Annotated in this window: 29 protein-coding genes; 12 read left to right on the top strand and 17 right to left on the bottom strand. The window is 44.4% G+C overall.

Annotation, left to right across the window (positions count from 1 at the left end; genetic code table 11):
* Positions 1 to 41 precede the first annotated feature (41 nt).
* Positions 42 to 620, bottom strand: coding sequence for a Fe-S biogenesis protein NfuA (nfuA, locus tag AB9H30_RS08925; protein WP_371194316.1), 579 nt, complete (start codon positions 618 to 620; stop codon positions 42 to 44).
* Positions 621 to 804: 184 nt separating this feature from the next.
* Between nfuA and AB9H30_RS08930 the strand changes: the two genes are divergently transcribed.
* Positions 805 to 3,447 carry a M14 family metallopeptidase gene (locus AB9H30_RS08930; RefSeq protein WP_371194317.1) on the top strand — a complete coding sequence of 881 codons (2,643 nt, stop codon included), beginning with the start codon at positions 805 to 807 and terminating at the stop codon, positions 3,445 to 3,447.
* Here AB9H30_RS08930 and AB9H30_RS08935 read toward each other — a convergent pair.
* A complete protein-coding gene (locus tag AB9H30_RS08935; RefSeq protein WP_371194318.1) occupies positions 3,444 to 4,157 on the bottom strand; it encodes a ComF family protein in 714 nt (237 codons plus the stop codon). The genes AB9H30_RS08930 and AB9H30_RS08935 overlap by 4 nt on opposite strands.
* 204 nt (positions 4,158 to 4,361) lie before the next feature.
* On the opposite strand from AB9H30_RS08935, the gene AB9H30_RS08940 reads away from it, so the two are divergent.
* Entirely contained in the window at positions 4,362 to 4,592 is a 231-nt protein-coding gene (locus tag AB9H30_RS08940) for a hypothetical protein (RefSeq protein ID WP_371194319.1), read from the top strand.
* Between the two features lie 17 nt (positions 4,593 to 4,609).
* Positions 4,610 to 5,329, top strand: a complete 720-nt coding sequence (locus AB9H30_RS08945; RefSeq protein ID WP_371194320.1) for a putative metalloprotease CJM1_0395 family protein — start codon at positions 4,610 to 4,612, stop codon at positions 5,327 to 5,329.
* A 28-nt stretch (positions 5,330 to 5,357) separates the two neighbouring features.
* Here AB9H30_RS08945 and AB9H30_RS08950 read toward each other — a convergent pair whose 3' ends face one another.
* Both AB9H30_RS08950 and greB read right to left on the bottom strand, forming a co-directional pair.
* Positions 5,358 to 7,679, bottom strand: a complete 2,322-nt coding sequence (locus tag AB9H30_RS08950; protein ID WP_371194321.1) for a Tex family protein — start codon at positions 7,677 to 7,679, stop codon at positions 5,358 to 5,360.
* A gap of 126 nt (positions 7,680 to 7,805) precedes the next feature.
* Entirely contained in the window at positions 7,806 to 8,279 is a 474-nt protein-coding gene (gene greB, locus AB9H30_RS08955) for a transcription elongation factor GreB (protein ID WP_371194322.1), read from the bottom strand.
* Between the two features lie 109 nt (positions 8,280 to 8,388).
* Between greB and AB9H30_RS08960 the strand changes: the two genes are divergently transcribed.
* Complete coding sequence (locus tag AB9H30_RS08960) at positions 8,389 to 8,637, top strand: hypothetical protein (protein WP_371194323.1); 249 nt, start codon at positions 8,389 to 8,391, stop codon at positions 8,635 to 8,637.
* A gap of 72 nt (positions 8,638 to 8,709) precedes the next feature.
* Here the strand turns inward: AB9H30_RS08960 and fkpA are convergent, their stop codons facing one another.
* Positions 8,710 to 9,459 carry an FKBP-type peptidyl-prolyl cis-trans isomerase gene (gene fkpA, locus AB9H30_RS08965; protein WP_371194324.1) on the bottom strand — a complete coding sequence of 250 codons (750 nt, stop codon included), beginning with the start codon at positions 9,457 to 9,459 and terminating at the stop codon, positions 8,710 to 8,712.
* A gap of 106 nt (positions 9,460 to 9,565) precedes the next feature.
* On the opposite strand from fkpA, the gene AB9H30_RS08970 reads away from it, so the two are divergent.
* Together AB9H30_RS08970 and AB9H30_RS08975 are read left to right on the top strand one after the other, a co-directional pair.
* Positions 9,566 to 10,540 carry a WD40 repeat domain-containing protein gene (locus AB9H30_RS08970; protein WP_371194325.1) on the top strand — a complete coding sequence of 325 codons (975 nt, stop codon included), beginning with the start codon at positions 9,566 to 9,568 and terminating at the stop codon, positions 10,538 to 10,540.
* A gap of 2 nt (positions 10,541 to 10,542) precedes the next feature.
* Complete coding sequence (locus tag AB9H30_RS08975; RefSeq protein ID WP_371194326.1) at positions 10,543 to 10,767, top strand: SlyX family protein; 225 nt, start codon at positions 10,543 to 10,545, stop codon at positions 10,765 to 10,767.
* A gap of 143 nt (positions 10,768 to 10,910) precedes the next feature.
* Here AB9H30_RS08975 and AB9H30_RS08980 read toward each other — a convergent pair whose 3' ends face one another.
* Positions 10,911 to 11,114: a YheV family putative zinc ribbon protein gene (locus AB9H30_RS08980; protein ID WP_371194327.1), complete on the bottom strand. Its 204-nt coding sequence runs from the start codon at positions 11,112 to 11,114 to the stop codon at positions 10,911 to 10,913.
* A gap of 107 nt (positions 11,115 to 11,221) precedes the next feature.
* On the opposite strand from AB9H30_RS08980, the gene AB9H30_RS08985 reads away from it, so the two are divergent.
* From AB9H30_RS08985 to AB9H30_RS09000, 4 genes are read left to right on the top strand one after another with little or no spacing between them, the layout of a single operon-like run.
* Positions 11,222 to 13,201 (top strand): ATP-binding cassette domain-containing protein, encoded by a 1,980-nt coding sequence (locus tag AB9H30_RS08985; RefSeq protein WP_371194328.1) that lies wholly within the window; start codon positions 11,222 to 11,224, stop codon positions 13,199 to 13,201.
* Entirely contained in the window at positions 13,194 to 13,703 is a 510-nt protein-coding gene (locus AB9H30_RS08990) for a TIGR02444 family protein (RefSeq protein WP_371194329.1), read from the top strand. The genes AB9H30_RS08985 and AB9H30_RS08990 overlap by 8 nt, the downstream gene beginning before the upstream one ends.
* Before the next feature lie 36 nt (positions 13,704 to 13,739).
* Positions 13,740 to 14,735, top strand: a complete 996-nt coding sequence (locus AB9H30_RS08995; RefSeq protein WP_371194330.1) for a hydrolase — start codon at positions 13,740 to 13,742, stop codon at positions 14,733 to 14,735.
* On the top strand, positions 14,732 to 14,953 hold the full coding sequence (locus tag AB9H30_RS09000) for a YheU family protein (protein WP_371194331.1): 222 nt from the start codon (positions 14,732 to 14,734) through the stop codon (positions 14,951 to 14,953). Before AB9H30_RS08995 ends, AB9H30_RS09000 begins: the two co-directional genes overlap by 4 nt.
* An 85-nt stretch (positions 14,954 to 15,038) precedes the next feature.
* On the opposite strand, the gene AB9H30_RS09005 is transcribed toward AB9H30_RS09000, so the two are convergent.
* The 3 genes from AB9H30_RS09005 to nudE form a co-directional block, all read right to left on the bottom strand.
* Positions 15,039 to 15,221, bottom strand: a complete 183-nt coding sequence (locus tag AB9H30_RS09005; protein ID WP_371194332.1) for a YceI family protein — start codon at positions 15,219 to 15,221, stop codon at positions 15,039 to 15,041.
* Between the two features lie 110 nt (positions 15,222 to 15,331).
* Positions 15,332 to 16,153 carry a 3'(2'),5'-bisphosphate nucleotidase CysQ gene (gene cysQ, locus AB9H30_RS09010; protein WP_371194333.1) on the bottom strand — a complete coding sequence of 274 codons (822 nt, stop codon included), beginning with the start codon at positions 16,151 to 16,153 and terminating at the stop codon, positions 15,332 to 15,334.
* Positions 16,150 to 16,713, bottom strand: a complete 564-nt coding sequence (nudE, locus tag AB9H30_RS09015) for an ADP compounds hydrolase NudE (RefSeq protein WP_371194334.1) — start codon at positions 16,711 to 16,713, stop codon at positions 16,150 to 16,152. Before nudE ends, cysQ begins: the two co-directional genes overlap by 4 nt.
* Positions 16,714 to 16,774: 61 nt before the next feature.
* Between nudE and yrfG the strand changes: the two genes are divergently transcribed.
* Both yrfG and yjjX read left to right on the top strand, forming a co-directional pair.
* A complete protein-coding gene (gene yrfG / locus AB9H30_RS09020; protein WP_371194335.1) occupies positions 16,775 to 17,470 on the top strand; it encodes a GMP/IMP nucleotidase in 696 nt (231 codons plus the stop codon).
* A gap of 57 nt (positions 17,471 to 17,527) precedes the next feature.
* Positions 17,528 to 18,061, top strand: coding sequence for an inosine/xanthosine triphosphatase (gene yjjX, locus AB9H30_RS09025; protein ID WP_371194336.1), 534 nt, complete (start codon positions 17,528 to 17,530; stop codon positions 18,059 to 18,061).
* Here yjjX and AB9H30_RS09030 read toward each other — a convergent pair.
* From AB9H30_RS09030 to gspG, 8 genes are all read right to left on the bottom strand, one after another.
* Positions 18,056 to 18,823 carry a type II secretion system protein N gene (locus AB9H30_RS09030; RefSeq protein ID WP_371194337.1) on the bottom strand — a complete coding sequence of 256 codons (768 nt, stop codon included), beginning with the start codon at positions 18,821 to 18,823 and terminating at the stop codon, positions 18,056 to 18,058. The genes yjjX and AB9H30_RS09030 overlap by 6 nt on opposite strands.
* A 1-nt stretch (position 18,824) precedes the next feature.
* Positions 18,825 to 19,301, bottom strand: coding sequence for a type II secretion system protein GspM (gspM, locus tag AB9H30_RS09035; RefSeq protein WP_371194338.1), 477 nt, complete (start codon positions 19,299 to 19,301; stop codon positions 18,825 to 18,827).
* Between the two features lie 42 nt (positions 19,302 to 19,343).
* Entirely contained in the window at positions 19,344 to 20,534 is a 1,191-nt protein-coding gene (gene gspL / locus AB9H30_RS09040) for a type II secretion system protein GspL (protein WP_371194339.1), read from the bottom strand.
* Positions 20,535 to 20,537: 3 nt separating this feature from the next.
* Positions 20,538 to 21,620 carry a type II secretion system minor pseudopilin GspK gene (gspK, locus tag AB9H30_RS09045; RefSeq protein WP_371194340.1) on the bottom strand — a complete coding sequence of 361 codons (1,083 nt, stop codon included), beginning with the start codon at positions 21,618 to 21,620 and terminating at the stop codon, positions 20,538 to 20,540.
* Positions 21,617 to 22,255 carry a type II secretion system minor pseudopilin GspJ gene (gene gspJ / locus AB9H30_RS09050; RefSeq protein WP_371194341.1) on the bottom strand — a complete coding sequence of 213 codons (639 nt, stop codon included), beginning with the start codon at positions 22,253 to 22,255 and terminating at the stop codon, positions 21,617 to 21,619. The genes gspK and gspJ overlap by 4 nt, the downstream gene beginning before the upstream one ends.
* A gap of 8 nt (positions 22,256 to 22,263) precedes the next feature.
* Entirely contained in the window at positions 22,264 to 22,668 is a 405-nt protein-coding gene (gspI, locus tag AB9H30_RS09055; protein ID WP_371194342.1) for a type II secretion system minor pseudopilin GspI, read from the bottom strand.
* Positions 22,665 to 23,276 carry a type II secretion system minor pseudopilin GspH gene (gene gspH, locus AB9H30_RS09060; RefSeq protein ID WP_371194343.1) on the bottom strand — a complete coding sequence of 204 codons (612 nt, stop codon included), beginning with the start codon at positions 23,274 to 23,276 and terminating at the stop codon, positions 22,665 to 22,667. The genes gspI and gspH overlap by 4 nt, the downstream gene beginning before the upstream one ends.
* Before the next feature lie 70 nt (positions 23,277 to 23,346).
* Positions 23,347 to 23,802: a type II secretion system major pseudopilin GspG gene (gspG, locus tag AB9H30_RS09065; RefSeq protein WP_371194344.1), complete on the bottom strand. Its 456-nt coding sequence runs from the start codon at positions 23,800 to 23,802 to the stop codon at positions 23,347 to 23,349.
* Between the last annotated feature and the right edge of the window lie 10 nt (positions 23,803 to 23,812).

Here is a 23,812-nt window from a genome sequence, read left to right on the forward strand (position 1 = left end):
GCCTCGATGTTATCTTCGCCATAAGCGGCATGTTTTACTACTTAGTAATAAGAGTGCTCACCGGCTTCGTGTTCTGTCGCATCTTTTACGCCCTTAATTTCACCCGCAAATTGTTCTAAGAGCTGTTTTTCAATACCGTCTTTTAGCGTAACGTCTACCATCGAGCAACCGTTACAACCGCCGCCAAACTGCAGTATCGCATTGCCGTCTTCGGTAATTTCCACCAGCATGACATTACCGCCGTGACTGGCTAACTGTGGGTTGATTTCAGATTCAATAAAATAATTGATTCGGTCGATGATTGGAGCGTCGTCGGCAATTTTTTTCGCTTTTGCGTTAGGTGCCTTTAAGGTTAACTGCGAACCCATCTGGTCGGTAACAAAGTCAATTTCAGCTTCTTCTAAGTACGGAGCACTTTCAGCATCAATCACAGCATCAAAGCCATTAAAATTCAAGCGTATGTCGGTTGTCTCAACGGCTTCTGGTGGGCAATAAGAAACACCGCACTCAGCTTTTGATGTGCCTGGGCTGACTACAAAAACGCGAATGTTTGTGCCTTCGGTTTGTTGCGATAGCAATTTGCTAAAATGTTCTTGTGCCGGTTCTGAAATACTAACCATGTTTACCTCCGTAACTGTGATAGGCGCAATGATATCAAATATTACCTGAGTAAAACACTCAAGTATTAGCGCTTTTTTAACTTTATCGTAAAATTTTTGCACTCTGCATAGGTTAAATTATACTTTCAGGGTGATTTAGGTCACAATTTGCCTGTAATCAAACCATAACTAAAAAGAGTGAAGCATGTTTAAACACCGCAATCAGTTTCCAAAATATTTGGGTATTTCTCGCCATCTAAGTGCCCTTGCCACATGCGCCTTACTCATCAGCTCAGTAATCGCTGTTTTGGGTAGCCAAATTGCAATGGCTGTAGAAAGTGATTTGTCTTATCTACCTGAAGGGCAAAATTACGATGTTAATATTCCTAAACCAGCCGATGTGCTTGGTTATCCTGTAGGGACTTGGCATGTGCGCCACGATCAGCTTATTAATTACATGCGCGCGCTGGATGAAGCATCTGACCGAGTCAGTATTGAGGTCACCGGATACACCCATGAGCAACGTCCTTTAGTGCTAATGACGATTACTTCGCCGAGCAACAAAGCCAATATTGAACAAATACGCCAAGCACATATAGATCGTTTGGCTAAAGGCGAGGCAGCTGGATCAGAAGATCCCTTGGTTATTTACATGGGCTACAGCGTACATGGCAATGAGCCTTCAGGAAGCAACGCTTCGCTGTTGGTGGCGTATCACCTTGCTGCATCACAAAGCCCAGAAGTTGAAAAGCTCCTATCTGAAAATGTCGTGCTGTTAGACCCGTCTTTAAATCCAGATGGTTTGTCTCGTTTTGCGCAATGGGCAAATATGCATAAAGGATATAATTTGGTAACTGACCCCATGCATCGAGAGCATCGAGAGCATTGGCCTTCAGGTCGCACTAATCACTACTGGTTTGATTTGAATCGCGATTGGTTGTTGTTGACTCACCCAGAGTCAAAGGCCCGTATTCATCAGTTTCATCAGTGGCGTCCACATATTCTGACTGACTTTCATGAGATGGGAACCGACAGTACGTTTTTCTTTCAGCCGGGTATTCCTTCGCGTAAAAACCCTTGGACACCTGAAACCAATGTGACCCTGACCAATGCTCTTGGGCAATTTCATGCGCAGGCACTAGATGCAAACAAAGAACTCTATTTTACTGAAGAATCGTTTGATGATTTTTACTATGGTAAAGGTTCAACTTACCCAGATGCTCATGGCAGTATTGGTATTTTGTTCGAACAAGCAAGTAGCCGCGGGCATGCCCAAGAATCCATTAATGGCCTAGTTGAATTCCCACGAACCATCCAAAACCAAGTGACAACCTCGCTTTCTACATTTGCCGGCGCTTTAGCTAATAAAGCGGCTATCGCGGCTTATCAAAAACAGTTCTACAACGATACTCAAAAGCTGATTGACGACGATGATTTACACGGTTTTGTCATTCGAGCCACAAAGGATCTCACTCGTTTTGACAGAATGTTATCAATTTTAGATGCGCATCAAATTAGATTTAGGGTCTTGTCTGATGATGCCCAGCTTAATGATACAGAATTTACCAAGGGCAATAGTGTTTACATCGCTTTAGATCAGCCGCAATACCGCTTGATCCGCTCTCTGTTTAGTGAGCGCAAACGCTTTGTGGATAATACGTTTTACGATGTATCAAATTGGAATATTGGTTTAGCTTTTAACCTAGACTATTACGCTGTAAAACAGTCAGAGCGTCGAAAAATAAAAACCACCGATGAAGCTTGGAACGTTGAAAGTCTGCGAGGAGAAGCTTCGAAAATAAGCAGTCAAGCGTACGCCTTTGCTTTTGAATGGCATAGCGCAAATGCACCGGCTATGCTCCAAGATTTGCTAGAAAAAGGCGTACAGGCTCGTGTTGCAGGTGATGGCTTTAGCGCAAAGCTTATCGGCAATAATTCATCGTCAGAGTCGGTGCACAGCTTTGCGCCAGGCACAGTCATGGTGCCAGTTGGCCTAGCCCAGCCAGACGGTTTAATTACTATGCTGGAAAAAGCCCAGCAGCAATTTGATGTGAAAGTTCACAGTATCACCTCAGGTTTAACGCCAACAGGCATCGATTTGGGCAGCCGGCAGTTTGCTCCTGTGCTTACGCCTAACGTATTAATGGTTGGTGGAGTGGGTACTTCGCAATACGACATGGGTGAAATCTGGCACTATTTGGACACTCGAGTTGGCTTGCCGGCAACACTGGTCGACTTGCATAATTTAGACACTCTGAAACTTGACCGATACAGTCATATTGTATTTTCTTCAGGTCGATATAACGCGGTTGATAAAAAGACCACAGACGCCATCGAAGCTTGGGTGAAGGCAGGTGGTGTTTTGATTGGTCAAAAATCGGCAGTTAGCTGGTTTGCAAAGCAGGGCTGGATCGACAATGAAGTGTTGTCTAGTGAAGCCGTCGAACAAAGTTTTCCAGTGAAAGGTTTACAATATAAAGACCGTCAAGACTTAGCTTCCAAAAAGCGTATCGCCGGCGCTGTTTTTACGGCAAATATTGACCTTAGTCACCCTTTGTTTTTTGGCTATGAACGCGATACCTTGCCAATGTTTAAAACCAGTAACCTAGTGTTAAAAACAGCTGATGACCCTTTTGTTGAGATCGCTAATTATGTAGAGAAGCCTTTAACAGCAGGCTACGCTTCAGACGAAATGGAGTCATTGGTAAGCAAAACTGCAGCGGTGGTGGTTAAACCAATGTCGGAAGGTGCTGTTATTGGTTTTGTCGATAATATTCACTTTCGTGGATATTGGGATGGCACCAATAAACTGATGGCGAATGCCATCTATATGTCTCCTTTACTCTAGCTTGTTTTTTTTGATGGGGTAACGGCCATCGACCAAATCGAAATGCGCATATCAGGATAGTGCTTAACGATTGTGCGACAGGCGCTATTTACCGTAGCGCCTGTCGTTACCACATCATCAATTAAGGCAATATGATTGCTTTGAATTGGCTGATTGATAGCAAATGCGTTGTCAATATTCGCCAGTCTCGCCTCACGATCAAGTTGGCTTTGTGCGCTAGTATGGCGGCTGCGTATCAAGCACTCTGCAACGGGAATGTTGCTTAGCTTGCTAACGGATTGCGCTAGCAGTCTTGCTTGATTGTATTCCCTACCCACATAGCGCCACATAGAAAGTGGAATGGGCACTAAAAGTTCTGGCAAGTCGTCTAGTTGTGATATCCGTGGATATATTACGCTCATAAAAAACTGCGCTAATACTTCTGCTGCTAGTGGATTATTGCCAAACTTTAAGCGGTTGATTAGTATTTTAAGTATGCCTGCATATTCCCCCAAAGCATAAAAGTGATGATAGTAAGGCGTAACTAGATGCTCAGCCAATTTCGGCTGCATCAGTATGTCAAATCCGGGCACAGGAAGGTGCGTAAGCAATGTGTCTTTAACGCAAGCCTCGCATACCAAATCTTTACTTGCCTGCCTGCACAAATAACAATGCTTATGTTGCTGTAAATATTCTTGCAGGATTTCTATACAATTTCGTATTCGTGCCAAATTTACCATTTTAAAAAACATCTAACTGACTGGTTGACAGCATAAAACAATAGAGGCAATCATGTCCGCTGGACATAGGATCAGAAATTCCTCTGCATATTTATTTTCTCTAGAATCGTAAAAATCCACTAAAGAATGCCCATGGTCAGCCGATAAGCTATGCAAGAAAGTATATTTTGAGTGTTCCCACATGGTCTTCATCTTATGTCGATAGCATTAAATAGCACTATGCAGAGTGGCCTACAAGGCTATCAAGATGCATCAAAGCAAATGCAGCAAGCCGCGAATAATATGGCCCATGGAAAAAATATAAACATAGATTTTAACCGCTCTGCAGTGGAGCTGCAGCAGTCGACACTCCAAGCACAAGCCTCGGCACAAGTGATAAAGCGCGCTGACGGCATGATTGGCACCATTATCGATATTTTTGTGTAGGGGTAACAACTACGTTTATGATGATTAATAGCACAAACATTAGTGGTTATGCGCAACCGGCTTTAGTGCATGAGACTATAGGTGTGCCTGGCGCTGATGTTTCGCGGAGCGCACAGAGCGATGCAAAAAGTTTGGGTGTCCTCGTTCAAGGCTCGGTTGATAGGGCGACGATTGGTGAGCGTGTTGAAAAGCCTTCCACTTATGATGCGTTGGGTGATATGGCGAAGCAACAAAAGTCAGATGATAAAGTGCTCGAAGCGCAAGAAAAGGCCGATGAAGAAAAAATTCAAGAGTTAAAAGAGCGCGATCAAGAGGTGCGTATTCATGAGCAAGCTCATGCGGCTGTTGGCGGGCAATATGCGGGTGCACCTAGCTATGATTTTGAAACCGGCCCTGATGGCAATCGCTATGCTGTGGGCGGAGAAGTGTCTATTGATGTGAGTGAAGAAAAAGATCCGCAAGACACGGTTTCAAAAATGCAGGTCGTGAGAGCCGCAGCATTAGCCCCTGCAGAGCCCTCTGCACAAGATTATAAAGTAGCTGCTGAGGCCTCACAAAAAGAACAAGCAGCTAGAGCTCAAGTAGCAAAGCAATCGGTTGCTAATGATGAGTCTAATTCATCACTAAGCACTCATACCGCTGCAAAAGAGCCCGCTCAAGGCTTAGCGCACCAAGCCTTACAGCTCTATAAATCGGGTGATACACCGGTTGCAAAAGCGTTCTCAGCACAAGCTTAATCGCCCTTCGATATCGTTTAGCTATGCTCTATTTCTTCGCTTTCGCAAAGGCTTCGGCAAATGCATTTCCCATCATTGCGTTGGTGCTACTTTGCGGTTTTGTTTTCGCCGAGCGCTGCTTATTTTTGGCTGTGTGCTCATGGCGCGCTTTACTTCTTTCTGGCGGCTTTGGCGCTATGGTGATGTCGTCATCCAAACGCATAGTCAAGCCGATGCGCTTGCGTTTTGCATCTACTTCCATAACTTTCACCGTAACGACATCACCGGTCTTAACCACATCTCTTGGATCTTTAATAAAGCTATTGGTTAAAGCCGATATGTGTACGAGTCCATCTTGATGCACGCCAATATCTACAAAAGCGCCAAAGTTCGCTACATTACTGATCACGCCTTCTAAGATCATGCCAATTTCTAAATCGGCCATAGTCGACACGCCTTCCTTGAAAGTGGCGGTTTTGAATTCAGGCCTCGGGTCGCGACCCGGTTTTTCGAGCTCGCTGACAATATCGCGAATGGTAGGCAAACCAAAAGACTCAGTTACAAAATCATTTGGGTTAAGGCTTTGTAAAACACCGTGGTTGCCAATCATATCGTTTACTGCAATACCTGATTTTTGCACTATAGTATCGACAATTTGATAGGCCTCTGGGTGCACAGAACTGCCGTCCAGGGGGTTATCACCGCCCATGACCCGTAAAAAGCCAGCAGCCTGCTCGTAGGCTTTTGGTCCAAGGCGCTCGACTTCCATCAGGCGCTTGCGGTTTTCAAATCGACCGTGTGTATCTCTAAACTGTACGATATTGTTGGCCAAGGTTTTGTTTAAACCCGACACATTAGCCAAGAGCGCTGGAGACGCTGTGTTTAAGTCAACACCCACGGCGTTTACGCAATCTTTAATGACATTATCCAGTGAAAGCGCAAGCTGGCTTTGATTAACGTCATGTTGATACTGACCTACGCCAATCGCTTTTGGCTCAATTTTTACTAATTCGGCCAGCGGATCTTGTAAACGACGAGCAATTGAGACCGCTCCTCGAAGCGACACATCTAGCTCTGGCAGTTCTGCTGAGGCCAATTCGGAAGCTGAATATACAGAAGCACCGGCTTCGCTAATAATAATTTTTTGTAGACCAAGCTCAGGCTCGGCCTGAATGGTTTCCATTACCAGCTTATCGGTTTCACGAGAGCCTGTGCCGTTGCCAATGCTGATCAAATCTACTTTGTGCTGTTTGCTTAGGGTCGCCAGTGTGCGTTTTGATTTATCCCACTGGTTTTGCGGGGCGTGCGGAAAGATGGTTGTGGTAGCTAAGACTTTACCGGTGGCGTCAACAATGGCAACCTTTACACCGGTTCGTAAACCAGGATCCAAGCCCATGGTGACTTTGGGTCCAGCCGGCGCCGCCATTAAAAGATCTTTTAAGTTTGATGCAAATACGTGTATTGCTTCCAGCTCAGATTTTTCGCGCAAGCGGCTAAATAGCTCAGTTTCAAGATGCAAACTGAGTTTAATTTTCCATGTCCACTGCACAACCGTGGCGAGCCATTTGTCGCGCGCGGAGGCTCCTAAGTTAAGGCCTAATGCTTGGCAAATTAACTGCTCATATTCTTGGGTTTTAGCCAGACCCTCTTGCTCAGGAGCGGGATCCAGAGATACTGACAATACCCCTTCGTTGCGCCCACGAAACATCGCTAAAGCACGATGGGATGGCACGCTCGAGTATTTTTCAGAATAAGAAAAATAGTCACTGAACTTTTGCCCTTTATCAGCCATGCCGTCAATAACCGAACTGTTAACGTTAGCCAAAACTGTCAGGCGTTTGCGCAGCAGCGTCAGTACGTCAGCATTTTCAGCAAACAACTCCATTAAGATGAATTTAGCGCCGTCTAAGGCAGCTTTACCATCGATAATGCCATTTTCGGCATCAATATAAGCGCTTGCTAAAGCATCGATATCGGCATTGGCGTCATTGAGTAATTGTTTAGCTAAGGGCTCAAGGCCGGCTTCAATCGCTATTTGTCCTTTAGTACGGCGACGCGGTTTAAAAGGCAGATATAAATCTTCTAATTCGGTTTTACTGTCTGCTGAAGCGATTTTCTCGCGCAGTGTATCGTCTAGTTTACCCTGCTCAGAAATAGACTTAATTATCACGCCGCGGCGGTCTTCTAGTTCGCGTAAATAACCTAAACGCTGTTCAAGCGTGCGCAATTGTGCATCGTCTAAGCCCTCAGTCGCCTCTTTGCGATAGCGCGCTATGAATGGAACGGTAGCACCGTCGTCGAGTAGTTTAATAGCCGCTGCTACTTGTGAATCTTGCGCACCAATTTCTTTGGCAATAATCTGATTAATCATGAATAGGTAATGTCTCTTAAATGTTTCTTAAACTAGGGAGAGAAGCAAAGTAGGCGAGATTATAGCTGTCATAAAAGCGGTGTGCGACCATTTATGACCGATGCCATACGATATTTAGCGCAGATACTATGCAATGTAGCGTATCGATTCAACAAACCAAGTATAGCGGCCGCTTTGTGTGACTACTTCGATCTCGTCACCGACTTCTTTTTTGATCAGCGCCCTCGCCATCGGGGAATCTACTGATATTACATCCTTGCGGCCGAAAATTTCATCATAGCCAACTATTTGAAAGGCTTTTCGGTCACCAGTTTCATTTTCTATTTCAACAAAGGCACCAAAAAACACTCTTCCTTCTTGGCTTTTGTGATACTCAACCACTTTTAAGCGTTCCAAAGCTTTACGTAAATACCGAACTCGTCTATCGATTTCTCTTAAACGCTTTTTATTGTATTGGTAGTCAGCGTTTTCACTACGATCGCCCAAACTTGCTGCCCAAGTCACTTTTTTTGTGGTATCGGGGCGCTCTACGCGCCATAAATGGTCGAGTTCTTGTTTTAATTTGGCATAGCCGATTGGTGTTATAAGCGGTGTAGACATATATAAGCTTAAAAAATAAACAAAAAAGTGAACTTAAGAGTACGATTAAAGTCTATTTTTATGTATCCTTAAATTGTTGTATACTAGCATGCAGCCTCAGGAGGCACCTATGACTGTTACAAACAATCAGACAAATAAGCCGAAACAATCAGTGTTGAGTTTAGCAATAATGTTTTTAGCAATTAACTGTATTATCGTTAGTGTGCTTACATTTTCACTCACGGCCCTAGCAGTCGCAACAAGCAACTACGATAAATGGTTTCCGGTAGCAGTGCTTTTGAGTATCGGTTTTTTCTTTATCGGTCGGCTGTTGCTTCGCTCACAGCGTCCCAATCTACCGAATTTAACTTCGAAATAATAAAAAAACAGCGCTTTATTAAGCGCTGTTTTTGATTTATCCAAAGACGACACTTCTGCCGTCTAGGACAATTTACTCTGCAGATTTAATTTCCAATAGTTCAACGTCGAATATTAGTGTTGAATTCGCTGGAATCGCCCCTTGTCCACGCTGACCATATGCTAGCTCCGATGGAATGTAAAAGCGATAAGTGGAACCCAATGGCATAAGCTGTAGCCCTTCTGTCCAACCGCTGATAACGCGATTAAGCGGGAACGACGTTGGCTCACCACGAGAATACGAAGAATCAAACTCTGTACCGTCAATTAGCGTGCCACGATAGTGAACCGTTACAGTATCAGTTACTGCTGGACTTGCTCCTTCAGCGCCCTTAACTACTTCATATTGAAGCCCTGATTCAGTCACCGTTACGCCTTCTTTTAGCGCATTTTCAGCCAAGAACGCTTTACCTGCTTCAATAGCCGCGGCTGCATCTTGTTCAGCTTTAAGAGTTTGTGCTGCTCGAAGCGCTGTATCGGACGCTTGAGTATGAAACTGAATATCTTCCATAGTCATCTGTTGATTGTTTTTCAATCCGTCTTCAAATCCAGCGCGCAGAGCCGCCAAGTCGGTCGCTATGTTTAAACCCTCTTGAGTTTCAAAGCGATTCGTAACAAACATCCCCATGCTTGCACCAAGCGCATATGACTGTTTTTGCGCTTCGTTTTCTAATACGATTGCAGATTCAGTAGACGCTGAGGCGTCTTCTTTTGCTTCGTCACTGCCGCACGCGGTTAGCAGAACCGCTGATAAAACTGCTGTGGCTAAATAAGCCTTTTTCATATTCATCTCCACTAGATCGTTGGATTGTAAATGCCGGAATGGGATATACTGGGCTATATGTTAAATGCCTTGTATCAAAAGTAAACACCTTATAAAAGATTACATAATGAAAAGACACATAATGGTAATAACCGCTACCCTCTCTCTTTTGTTGGGGTGCAGTGTACCAGAGTCAAGCCCTAGCAACAGAATAAACTTGTCTGAATCCGGTGTTTATGCGGCTGATATTAGCGCTAATGGCAAATACGCCGTTGTCTCGCAAGTTAGTGGAGCTATTGAGGTATATGAGATTGCACAAAAGCAAACTCGTTACACTTGGCAGCATCAAGGCGATGCTCGTAATTTAGTCGATAACGTGCGATTTTCACCAAATGATGAATATGTGGTGACTTCAGACAGTGAAGCTTTTGCCATATGGAGCGTTTCTACGGGTGACCCTCTAGGCTTTTGGCGCATCGACGAATCAACTATTCAGGATGTGGCAATCAGCAATAATGCAAGGGGTGTATTGGTGGCCCGGGCAAGTGGTACGGTAATGTTTTTTGAACCTGATACAGAGCGCAGGTTGGAGTTTCTGGCACATGGCGATAATAAAGTTAACTCCATTGACCTCTCAGCTAACGGGAAGTTTGCGTTAACGGGCGGGAATGACTATTTTGCGTATTTATGGAGTACTGAAACAGGTCAAGTCATACACGTGTTTCAGCACCCTAACCGAGTCACTAAAGTGAAGCTTGATCAACAGGCTCGATACGCATTTACCGCCGATGGTCAAAACGATGCGCAAATCTGGGACGTTCAAACCGGCCAAGCGGTCAGTCAATTGCAATTTATTGAACGGCAAATCATCTTTACTAGCGCTGACTTCTCAGATGATGGCAAGTACTTACTAACAGGATCGCCATCGAAAAGGCTGATGATGTGGGATGTAAAAACTGGTAAGGGCCTTAAGCAATGGCGAGTAGCGCCCAGCGATGGCCCGGCGCCACAATCGGCGGTAGTTTATGCGGTTGGCTTTATTAATGGGCAGCCCTCTTCAATAGCGAGCAGTGGCAATTTGGCATTTTGGGACATCGACTAACTATGGATACCGACATTTTAACAATGCAACAAGAGATAGAAGTGCTTCAAGTAAAACTTGCTTATCAAGAAGATACGATAGAGCAACTGAATAAGATTGTAACTTCGCAGCAGCGACAACTGCGAGAATTAGAAAAACTAAGCGACAACATTGTCGATAAATTAAAAAGCCTGCAAAGCCAAGAAAGCAGCATTAACGACGGGGTAGAACTGCCGCCACATTATTAAGGCTAATTTAGTTATAGATTTGATGCCAAGGTGGTTTATTTGAAGTATATAGTTGTTGCTCATAGAAGTTGCTCAGCAGCTAATTGAACCTTCCATGACTTAAGCCCAAATTGAGTGTCTACGCTTTTAATAAACGAAAAATCTTATGGTTTAAAAACACCAATCACTCCGGTATCGGTTTTACTCGCCGCTTTCACGCTGTCGTTGGTTTGCGTCTCGGCATAATCACATTTAACGCATGCTAGCTTTTCCACGTTGTTCTCGAAATACAGCATTAGCGTGTCTTGTTGCTTGCAAGATGGGCAGGTCGCTCCGGCGATAAAGCGTTTTTTCAGTCGTTTAGTCATAATATTTCAATTAAAGCATTTGTTTGATTATACACTTAACTGTTCATTAATGATCAATGCGCAGTTGTTTGCTATTCTTGCCACCAAATTTTGTACAACATGTGTTTATGATCAAGCTTCAGGCATTATCTTTACATCGCGGTGTTAAACCGCTAATTGAAAACGTTTCGCTGGACATCTTTGCTGGCCAAAAAGTAGCGATAATTGGTCGCAATGGCTGCGGTAAATCTAGCTTGTTTGCGATGCTGCTGGGCAAGCTTGCACCCGATGCGGGCGACTATATGCTCCCTAAAGACTGGCGTATTATTTCCGTTGCGCAAACCATCGACGACTTTGGCAGCAATGCCTTGGAGTACGTAATTGCTGGCGACAGCCAATTGCAGGCCCTAAAAATCGAGTTAAACCAAGCAGAGCAAAGTGGTGACGGTAACCAAATCGCCATCGTGCATGGCAAGCTCGAGCATGCTGGGGCATATGATGTGGAGGCAAGAGCTGCAACTATACTAGCAGGCTTAGGATTTACTGAAGACAAACTCAGTCAGCCCCTATCTGCCTTTTCGGGGGGTTGGCAGATGCGCTTGAATCTTGCCCGTGCATTGCTGTGTCCTTCTGACTTACTGCTGCTCGATGAGCCCACCAACCATTTAGATTTGGACGCGGTGATATGGCTCGAGAATTGGCTAGAGTCATATTCGGGCACGCTACTGCTGATTTCGCATGACAAAGCCTTTATCGATAACTGTGCGAATCAGATTGTCAGCTTCGAAAATCAAACTTTGCTGTCTTACACCGGTGGTTATTCAAGCTATGAGAAACAAAAAGCGCTGCGTATAAAACTGGCCGCCAGTGAGCATGAAAAGCAGCAGAAAAAACGTGAACACTTAATGTCATTTATTACCCGTTTTAAGGCCAAAGCGAGCAAGGCTAAGCAGGCACAAAGTCGGGTAAAACAATTGGAAAAAATGGAAGAAGTATTGCCTATTCAGCAAAGCAGTGGCTTTTCATTTGAATTTAGAATACCGGATAAACTGCCTAATCCACTGATTAAAATGGAAAATGTGCAGGTAGGTTACAACAGCACCGTGATTTTAAACAAAGTGCATCTTAATCTTGTGCCAGGCAGCCGTATTGGGTTGTTAGGTAAAAATGGAGCGGGTAAGTCTACGCTCATTAAATTGATGTCGGGCAAGCTTACGGCGCTTTCGGGGGAGTATCTTTGCTCAGCTGGTTTGCACATCGGTTACTTTGCGCAGCATCAGGTAGACGCTTTAGATATGCAAAGCACGCCTTTTGCGCACATTCAGCACATGGATATGAAGCTAACTGAGCAAGGCGTTAGAGATTATTTAGGCGGTTTTGGTTTTCATGGAGATGAGGCCATGGCCAAGGTTGAGCCGATGTCAGGAGGTGAAAAAGCACGCTTGGTGTTGGCCATTTTAGTGTTTCAAAAGCCAAACTTACTTTTACTTGATGAGCCTACTAACCATTTAGATATAGAAATGCGCGGCGCGCTTAATTTTGCACTACAGAGTTTTGAAGGTGCAATCGTATTGGTTTCGCATGATCGGTATTTACTCACTTCGGTTTGCGATGACTTTTATTTAGTTGATGACGGCAGAGTAAGCACTTTTGACGGCGACTTAGAGGATTATCGCAAATGGATGCTAAACGCTAGCAAAGCGTCCAACATAAAAAATCAGCCAACCATAAACTCCGCTCTATCCAAACGAGGACACCCAAACTCTGCTCAAGAGCATGATCTTAAGACCACCTTAGATCGCAAAGAAATCAAACGCCTCGAAGCGCAATTTAGGCAAAAGGCCAAACCTTTTACCGACGCCATCAAGAAACTTGAGCAAAGCATGGCCAGCCTTAATGCGCAAAAAGCACAAATAGAGGACAGTATGGGTGATAGCACTTTGTATGAATCGAAAAACAAAGCGCGATTGACTGTATTGATTCAACAACAAGGCCAGGTGAACTCGGATTTAGATGATGCCGAAATGCAGTGGCTAGATGCTCAGGAATCGTTAGAGGCGGCTAAAAAGGATTTCGATATGCAGCTTCAAGGGGCAAGCAATGTTTAGTATCGACAAAGATGCCCTTTGGGATTATTCATTAAGTGTGTATAAATATGACGAGGTGAAAAGCGCTTGCTTAGCGCTTCAAGATGGCTTGCAAATTAATGTGAATATCGTGCTTTCGATGATGTATTTAAGTCAGCATGAGCGCATGTATAATTTTGATGATATTCAACGAATAGAAGAGGCCATTGAGGCCTCCGATAAACGGTTATGGCGTCATAGAGCGAAAAGGCGAGGTATAAAAACGGTTGATTTAACTCTCTATAAAAAGGCGCTTGAGGAAGAGCTAGCACTAGAAAAATCTCAGCAGGCAGAGATTGTTACCTTTGCGAACACATTGTTTTTTCATTACGTGCGTACGCGCGAGCAGCTATCTGACCAGCTCGCTGCCTTATGCCTTCGAAAATTAACCGATACTAGGGCCATGCAGGGGAAAAAACTTGATCATCGAACGGTGTCACAAGAGTGCCTCAAAGCCTGTGCAAGTCTCTCGCAATATGTGTAGGCGAAAATATGCGGTGAAAGGAATATGAGTATTGCTTTGAGCACTCAATTTGGAAAGGTGTCAAAGGCCCAATTTGAAGCCCCTTTGTGGGCGAGAAATTCACACATCCAAACTATCTACCCGAAGTTTTTTCTGCGGACACCGAAGATCCCGTTTGAGTCAGTACGCATCGATACACCCGATGGTGATTTTTTAGATTTGGGCTTGCTATTGCCCGGTTCGAAGCAAGCGCCGAAAACTATAGCAGTGTTGTTTCATGGCCTCGAAGGCTCGCAGAACAGCCACTATATCCAGCACTTAGCTGAGATGCTTTTGAAGCAAAATATCGCTAGTATTGTGATGCATTTTCGAGGCTGTAGCGGCGTCATCAATCGTCGACCTCGTGCCTACCACTCTGGCGAAACCACAGATGCTCAGCATTGCGTAAAATGGATAAGACAAACATTCCCTGAAGCACAATTGCTAGCGGCTGGTTTTTCTTTGGGCGGCAATATGCTGCTTAAGCTTTTAGGTGAAAGCGATGGCTTGGGCTTCAAAGCGGCAGTTAGTGTGTCTGCGCCTATTCAATTAGCCGCCTCAGCAGAAGCTATTAATAAAGGCTTTGCGAAACGATATCAGTCGCATCTATTAAAAAGTATGCGCCAAAATTTACAAGAGAAAATGACTGCAATTGATATGCGGCCGCATCTGCACGTAACGGCAAAAGAGCTTGGTAATTTGAAGTCTTTCAGACTATTTGATGAGCACGTCACCGCTAAACTGCATGGTTTTAAAGACGCAGACGACTATTATACAAAAGCCAGTGCAATGCCGTTCCTGCAAAATATTCGTCTACCGACCCTTATATTGCATGCTAAAGACGATCCGTTTATGGATGAAAGAGTGATTCCGTCTACATCGCAGCTATCGCTGAGTACGGCTTATGAAATCAGTCAACACGGTGGCCATGTAGGTTTTATGTACGGACAACCCTTGGCACCAAAACTATGGTTGCCAGAGCGCATTAGCGCATTTTTTCAGGAGTGTTTATGATCATCGACTATCAACAGTTATCGGCAGATACCTTATACAGCATCATAGAATCATTTGTGCTTAGGGAAGGCACAGACTACGGTGAAGTCGAGTACTCCCTAGAAGAGAAGGTAGCACATGTAAAAATGCAGTTGATCAACGCTGAAGCGTTTATTGAGTATTCAGAAGAGCACGAAACGGTAACGATTGTGTCTCGAGATGGTTTTACGAAGGGGTAGAGTCAGCTTCAGGGAAGGTAAGTTATTGGGTCTTTTGCTAATCAACAAAAGCATAAAAAAGAGCTTAACATTAATATGCTCTTTTTTACTGACCGCCCTTTAGGCCGGTAACGCGCACATCGAAGCACACTGGAATGGTCATGCCACTAATCGTTAAATTGCCGCCTATGGAGGCCACAGCGCTCTGACCGAGGGTTAAATTCAATAGCGAGGCATCGACATTTACTTCAAATGTCGCGCGAGCAAAGTCAGAGACATTAAACAACATGCTTTGCATACGCCCGAAGCAATAAATATTATGGCGATGAAAAGCGCCTTTTCTACGCCGCTCATATATCTATGCATAGACAGTTATCTATTGAATGTAGTACATGACGATTATTTATATCTAATGATACTGTGCCAATCGACTCGTTGATCACCTAAGACGATAAAATCGGGATTGGTTACCTCTTCTCGCTTGTTGTAGGTAAGCTCGTCGAAGGTTGCGGCCATGATTTTTCCGCCTGCTTCATTGATGATGCACTGTGATGCTCCGGTGTCCCACTCGCCCGTTACGCCTAAGCGCATAAATACATCGGCTTTGCCTTCGGCAATAAAGCAGGCCTTTAATGAGCAACTGCCGGTGGGCAGAGTTTGGTATTTACGTTTGTCTGACAACCGTTCAAATACGTGTTCACGAGACTGACGACGAGAAATGGCTATCATCACTACATCTTCGCTAGGTACTCCGAATTTTCTTACCGATATTGCTTTGGTCTCGACTTGCGCGCGTTTATAAGCACCGTGGCCTTCGCTGGCAAAATAAAGCGATTCACCGCAGGGCCAATAAATCACGCCGATAACGGGTTTATGATCCTCAATTAACGCAATGTTTATCGTAAAGTCACCGCTTCGCGCCACGAACTCTTGGGTGCCATCAATCGGGTCGATTAACCAGTAGCGCGTCCATGCTTGGCGCTCATCCAAAGGCGGGATAGTGGTTTCTTCCGACATCACTGGAATATTTGGGGTCAGCTTTGCGAGTGCTTCGGTGATAATTTCGTTAGCTTTGTAATCAGCGCTGGTAACCGGTGATTCATCTTCTTTTTCGTAGGTTTCAAAAGTGCCTTTATCATAGATGTCGAGCACTTCTATGCCTGCTTCAACGGCCACATTTTTTGCAATTTCTAGTAGCTCGTCGATAGATTTTGACATCATAATTTATTTCTCCAACGCTGCAGCAATAGCAGTGCAGCGACGCTTCTGGCTTCACCAAAGTCTTCTCTATCTAGGAGTTCATCGACTGCGCCAATTGGCCATGGGACAACTTCAAGTGGCTCGGGCTCATCACCTTCGAGCCGAGCAGGAGTCAAATTTTGTGCAATCATGATGTTCATGCTGGCGTTAAAAAAAGTAGGAGCCATCATGACCTTGCGAAGGTGCTCTATTTTTTCTGCCCGATAACCAACCTCTTCCTGTAACTCTCGATTTGCTGCTTGGGCAGGTGTTTCGCCAGGATCAATTAAGCCTTTTGGAAACCCTAACTGATAGGAATGGGTGCCCGCCGCATATTCTCTTATTAGCAGCATCGTCTCGCTGTCAATTAAAGGAATGATCATCACAGCGCCACGGCCACTGCCGCCCATGCGCTCAAACTCACGGGTTGCACCATTACTGAATTCTAAGTCAACTTGCTCAATTTTAAAAAACCGACTTTTTGCAATCGTTTCGGTTTTATGTATGGTGGGCAAGGTTTTGTTCGGATTAATTTTACTCATTCAACCAACACAAGATACACTAACACCTTAGGAAGCTTAACATTAGCATAAGGAACAAAGATTGGCACGGTTACCCTGGCATAAGATAGACACTGTTTTACTGGATATGGATGGCACACTCTTGGATTTGCATTTTGATACGCAATTTTGGGTAGAGCACATTCCTAAAAAATTGGCTGAACGCACCGGTAAATCTCTGGAGGACTGCCATGCCCATATGCAAGAAGCTTATGCTGAAGTGTATGGCGAAATACAGTGGTACTGCTTAGATTATTGGGCCGAGAAGCTAGATTTGGATATTATGTCGGCCAAACGTGAACTGATGCACCTTATTCGTATGCGCGATGACAGTATCCCGTTTTTAGATGCCTTGAAAAAGAGCGAGCGCAAAGTGGTGCTGGTGACCAATGCTCATCCTGACAGTTTATCTTTAAAGCTAGAAGAGACCGAGCTTGCTAGCCACATTGATACGCTTATCTCGACCCATCAGTTTGGCGTTACTAAAGAATCACAATCGCTTTGGCAACAGCTGCAAGCGCATTTGGATTTTGATCCAGCGCATACTTTGTTCGTGGACGATAGTCAGCGAATATTAGATGCGGCAAAGGAGTTTGGTATCGCCTACACCCTCGGGATTACTAACCCTGACAGCCAAGCACCTGAAAATGACATCACGGGACATCCCCACACCAATAACTATCACGATATTATTCAGTCAATTATTGATGATAATTTTCAGCCACACAGTCAGGGCTGAATCAGGTGTTATGCAGTAATTTTTTAATTATGAACCGATATTAATAGAAGTGAAAACATGAAAATAGCCATTGCTTCAAAAAACCCGGTCAAAATCGAGGCCGCTCAAACCGCTTTTGCTAGTGTATTTGCGCATGAGTCCATTGATATTATTGCACTGGATGTGCCCTCAGGCGTACCCGACCAACCTATGAGTTATGAGCAAACTCGCGAGGGTGCGCATAATCGTGTTTTAAATTGTGTGGATGTCGAAGCGGATTACTATATCGCTTATGAAGGCGGTGTGGATGTATTTGAAGATGGGCCAAAAACCTTTGCGGTAATTTGCATCTCTAATGGCAGTGAAGTGATTTTTGGGCAAACTGCGACATTGCCGTTACCCCTATCTATTTATCAAAATCTACTCGATTCGATGGAATTGGGGGATGCCATGGACAAACTCTTTAATACCCATAATATTAAGCAAAAGGGCGGGGCGATTGGTCAGTTAACGGCGGGTTTAGAAACGCGGCTATCTATATACACGAGCGCGACCGTTTTGGCTCTCAGCTATTTTGCGAATCCAGACGTATATGGCTCTGTATCCTTATAAACGTAGGATATAGAATCCCTGAGGATTTTTAGGAAAAATGCTGTCAGCAGCCTGTCTAATTACAGGTGGTAATTCTGCGTCTGGTCTAAACTGTCCGTTTGCGGCATATTTACCGTCTTGATTGACGCTAATTTTTGCGTCTAGGTTGAGCGTGTTATCGGGCAGTACTTGCACATTCAGCGTACCATTATCGCAGCTTAAACTAGCTTCAAAGTTGCCAAGCTCTACAGGTTGCGTAGGGGTATCGACACGCGCATTTAGCCAAGCTCCTCTGCCCATTAATGATATGCAAGTGGGTGACATCTCAAGGCTTTCTAAGTCTACCCTGAATCGACCTGATGCGGTAACGGTGACTGGCAGTGTGAATTGTGACAATACTGATTTTGCGGGCACAAAAATTTGGCTATCTGTGAGTGTGAAACTTTCAGGAGAAAAAAGACTTAAGCTTGCTTTGCCTTTTAAGTAAATTTGTTCTGAGTTGCGAATGGCTCCGCCATTGACATCAATATTGGCACGCAGAATCAAAAGTGCCCACGGATTTAATCTCCAATCAAGATTATTGACCTGAAAACCGTTCGCTTCAATGATAGATGCATTGCCCTCAAAAAGTGTGCCGGTCACATTGCTGAGGCGCACTTGCCCCTGGCTTTGCTTTTGCACAAAGTCGGCGACATATGATGCAGGAATATACGCAATTAAAAACAGCAGATATGCAAAAACACATAATACAATCCATTGCCATACTTTGACTTGTAAGATCATCTTAACGCTTGCCTAACTGTAAACGCCTGACTTGCACGAAACCATCTTCGTTGGTTTCGCTAAAATCTGATTGCAGTATCACTACTCCGCGTTGCTCTAAATCGGCAAGCCAGCGCATAAGTGAATTAAAAGGTACTTGGTCAATCCACACCTGTAGTTCTTCGCCTTGCGGCTGCAAACGCGATACTAGGATATTAGCTTCGCGGGTGGTCTGATTGACTAACTGGGTAAGTGAGCCGCTAAAACTGCTCTGCTGCCCGGTGCTTTGTAGCATTTGAGCGCGACTTGATTGCTCTTGTACCCATACTAATAGTTTACGGTCGTTTTCAAGAGCAGCACTTTGCGTGTCTACTGCCTGATGCAAGGGTGACCAAACTAAATAGTAAAACAAAACAACTATAGACACGGCGCTTGCCGCAACGACCAAAATCCGCTCGCGTTCGGAGAGCTGTAAAAACCACTGTTTAAGTGCCTGCATTTAGTTTCTCATTGTCCACGTTGTTTACTGACATTTGCGACATTAGCCTTTAACAATTACAACACCAACCACTTGGTCACCTTGATTATTAATTGCGCCTTGATCTACTTCAAAGCCCAAAGCCTGTATATCGCGTCTAAATCTTTCTAATGATTCAAAGTTATTAGCAACAGACTGCATTCTAAGTTCTGTTCGAGTAGCGTCATAGCGCAAGGTCTGCGGCGTTACGCCTGAGTTGGCAAATGCATCGCTAAGCTGTGACAAAATTGCCAGCATACTTAAACCACCACCCGCCTGCTCGAGTCGCTTCATCTCATTTTGCACGGCTAGGCGAGCTTGACGAAACTGCCCAATATTTGGAAAGCCCTGTGCGATTGAGTTGTTAATTTGTAACGCAAACTCTGCACGCTGACTTTTTATTTGATTGAGTTCAATGCTAGTCGACACCAGGTTTACCGTAAGGGCGATAGCGCCCAGTGCGGCGGCAAGCCTCCATTTTTGCCAATGTGGATTGCCAGCTCGTTTTATACTGTATGGACCTTGACACAAATTCAAGGTCTTCGCATCAATGTTCTTGAGCATTAATAATAACGGTAAGTCAGTATAGTCAAAGCGAATACTCCCGTGACTATCCGCGCTGAGGCCGTCTATTTCGCTGAAGCATTCTATGGCTAAGTCTTCGCTTACGGTTTTTTCTTTAATTAGTTCGAGTAGCCAATCAATTTCGCCCTCAAGGCCGTGAGTTAAATCAAAGCGAGCGACTAGCTGCCGACCAAATTGTACCAAGCTAACAGCATCTTCTTTACTCGGTAAAGCTAATACATCGGGAACGATAGTTTGACAAAAAATGCCAGCATCACTTAGGGCATGTTGCCACATCTTCAGTTTTTCTTTGGAAACAACTGCAACCTGTTGCTCATCACCAATGCGCTGGCCTAGGGCCACAAAATGTTGGTTGATATCTCCGCAAACATCTTCTTCAAGCATAAATGGGATAGCGCTGATGACTTTTCGATTTGCATTTGGTGGTAGATTTACACAAGTTAACAATATTTCTGAACTAGGTACTAACGCAATCACGTCTGCGCTGTCGGCCCTTTCTTTGAGTGAAGAAAGTTCCATGGCATTTGCAAGTTCACCCGAGGCGATTATTTCTTGTGCAGGCTCACTATATACCAGCCACTGTACGCTAGACTCTAAATCACAGCCAAACCTGAGAATTAATCGTTGCACTACTTAAAAACCTCCAAATTCACGTCTTACCACTGTTACTGAGCCACCGCCAACGTAAAACAACGTGGTCAACCTAAACTGCGCATCATTGTACTGTGTTGTAGTGGTAAGCTTAAAGTATTTTGTATCTATAGCAAACCACTCAATGTTATTGGCAGGCAAATTAAGCGCAGTAACCGCCGGTAAGGTTCGAAAATCTTCAATTTTACTAAAGCCTTCTTCCGGTCGGTTTGAGATAATGCTCTGCGCGTTGTCTAATGTGTCGCCAAGCAGTGCGGCTAGCACCGCAGCTTGTTCGTTGGTAATCGTGTTGACGTTCAAGCGCAAGGAAGTTTCAGGCAGAACGCACACTAATGGCAATAAGTCGTTTAGCCATTGCCCGCTTGAGCCGTTTTGTACGCCGTTAATGAGCCGTAGCTCACTTGTACTCGACATTGTGTTATTTGCCGCTAAGTAAGGAATGGCAAGGGATTCGTAGTCTACGTCTTCGGCGCCAAAATCAGAGGACTTGTCGTCTTCGTCTATCCAATCGATAAGAGAATCGGTCACCGTGTCTACCACAAAAGAATCGTCAACGATGATATCCATTAAGTTATGAAAAGCCTGTTGGCTTGGTAGCCGGCCATTTTGGGTTTGCCCATTTGGGTTGCTAGGTTTTAGCTCGGTATTACTCTGCTCTTCTTCGTTTTCACTTTCATCTTCGCTGTCGGTTTCATCAGGGTTTTGGTTGCTTGAGTTTGCCTGAGAATTAATTGCATTTAAGTTAAAGCAGGACTGCATATCAACCAGTTCTGCTTTTATGCCGCCGCCTTCTACTGGATATTCAAAGGTTTGCGCCCAAGGTTGACTTAAGTTTATGTTGTCGGGGCTCAAGCTGACTAAAGCACTTAAGGATTTGCGTGCAAACTCTTCTGCACCTAGGGCGTACCAATAGGCCTGATTATTGTCTTTAATATTTTGTGCGCGCACTACATTCAGCTGTAATCGGCTAATCATCTGCGTCGCTAAAATACTGATCAGTGCGACGATTAGCAGCACCACCACGAGTGCAACGCCTTTCTGCTTGCTATCGGCTACAGCGTTCACAAACTTACCTGAAATACACGACGAAGCTGGCCGTAGTGCTTTGATACGATAGTAATTTGGATGGCTTTAGGGAGTTCAGTGCTTTCAATTGTTTCCGACCATTCAAAATCGTCACCGATATTTACTTCTCTGAGTACTTCGATTGTGAAGTCTTCAATATCCTCAAGTAACACGCGCACTTTCGGTTCGGTGCCGATCACCGAATCAACATAGTTGGTGTGTAGGCGTTGCAATTGTTCATCTTGCATTCTATAGATCACATTTTGAAGTGAGCTGCGGGGCAAAACCAGCTGCGGGTTATGCCATCCGCTGCGGACAATAGATATGCCATATGCATCGCTCTCAAACTCAAATTCACCACCGTTTATGATGAGCTGGTTTTCTTGTCCTTGGATCCTAGGCACTCGGTCAGCAATTTGTTGAAAATCACGCTCTATTACCAACATCGCCCGCTGTAAATTTTGCAGATTACTGAGCTCGCGATCTGACACACCGCTACTAGACGTAACGGTTCCGAGCACCTGATTCGCCGCCAAAGCAATTAACGAAAAAATCGCGACCGCGATTATCAACTCAATCAAGGTGAATCCCCTTACGAGGACACCCAAACTTTTTTGTTTAAAAAAAACAGCCATCAGCAGACCTACTCTCGCGCCATAAAGGTTGTCACGCTGGTAATCGAGCCAGTAAAATCAGCGTTTTTATAGACAGTTACGGTCACTTCTAACAAATCGTCATCGAGCGTCTTTAGTACTGTCTGCTCCCAAAACCATTGCTGCTGAGCCATTTCGGTATCACCTTTAAGGTTATTTTTGGGGGGCCAAGTTGTATTTGCACGAATACTCGTTTCAGTTAGCTGATTGTTAGCGACATAAGTAGCAAAGGTTAGATTTTTTAGCATGCTAACGGCGTTTAAATGCTCAGCTGCGCCTTTTACAACAGCACCGCCAGCCAGAGCAAAAATGGCGACGGCAATGAGAACTTCTAAGAGGGTGAAGCCTATTTGGCGGGTGAAAAGTTTGGGTGTCCTCATATTGAATTGCGTCATAGCTCTTCTTTGTCCAAGCGAAGCAGAGGCGGCACGTCTTCGCCTTGCAGCGTAAAGAAAAATGGTATGGTTTGACCAAAGGGTTCATCATAAATCAGGCGTATTTCAAAAGGGGTAATCTCGCCGCTAGAGAGCAATAAAATTTGCGGAGGCGGTGGCTCAATATCCTCTTCATTCCCAATTTCAACGCCTTCGTCGCTTACACTTAAAGATTCGTCAAACACTTTAGTATCAAATAGGCTATCTTCGTTTTGCCAGGGTAAGTCCTCAAGAATCAGCTCCAATGAAACGAACTCAGGCAATTCATGCATCGCAAAGATAGGCTGAGTTTCTATTGGGCGCCATCGCTGCTCATCATTTAGCGCAACAAACTCATAAGTCACCTTTTCAAGATCTACTCTTAGCCCAAGCTGTTTTTGATTGAGAACCGCGTAATCGCTTGCCATATCAAACAAGACCTGTAGTTTGCGAGTCTCTTGCTCAACGTCATCTGCTGGGTCTTTACCGATCACGTTATAGCTTACTACCGATACAATTAGCCCAATTACCGCTATTACCAGAATGAGTTCTAGCAGTGTAAAACCTTGGTGCTTGCGAGATATGTGCATGCCAACCTACGCGTAAAGAGAGATAAGAGCTAAGCTAAGTGAAAGATGCCTGATTTGCGCATTCATTCAACTATAGGTACTCGTTAATATTCCAACTTCCGATATCATCATCAGTGCCATCGACACCATCAGGGCCAATAGAATAAATTTCTACTGGCTTTATTTCACCTGGGCTCAGCAATATATAATCAAAGCCCCACGGGTCTTGTGGTAAGCGGTTAATAATTCCGCCCTCTGGGTAATTTCTTGGAATAGGTTCGATAGTCGGCATAGTCACTAATGCTTCTAAGCCCTGTTCAGTGGTAGGAAAACGATTGGCATTTAATTTATACATCTGCAATGCATTTTCGAGATTTTGAATGTCTATGGCGGCTTTCTTCAGCTCAGCGGTGGACTTACTTCCGCCTACATTTGGAATAACCAGTGCAGCAATCATGCCGATGATGAAAATAACAATCATGACTTCTATTAGCGTGAAGCCTCGAATAGCATTTCGACTTTGGGGAAAGAGACCTTGAGATGTCATTGTTATAATC

It is taken from the genome of Glaciecola sp. SC05 (genome assembly GCF_041380235.1).
GTDB lineage: Bacteria > Pseudomonadota > Gammaproteobacteria > Enterobacterales > Alteromonadaceae > Glaciecola.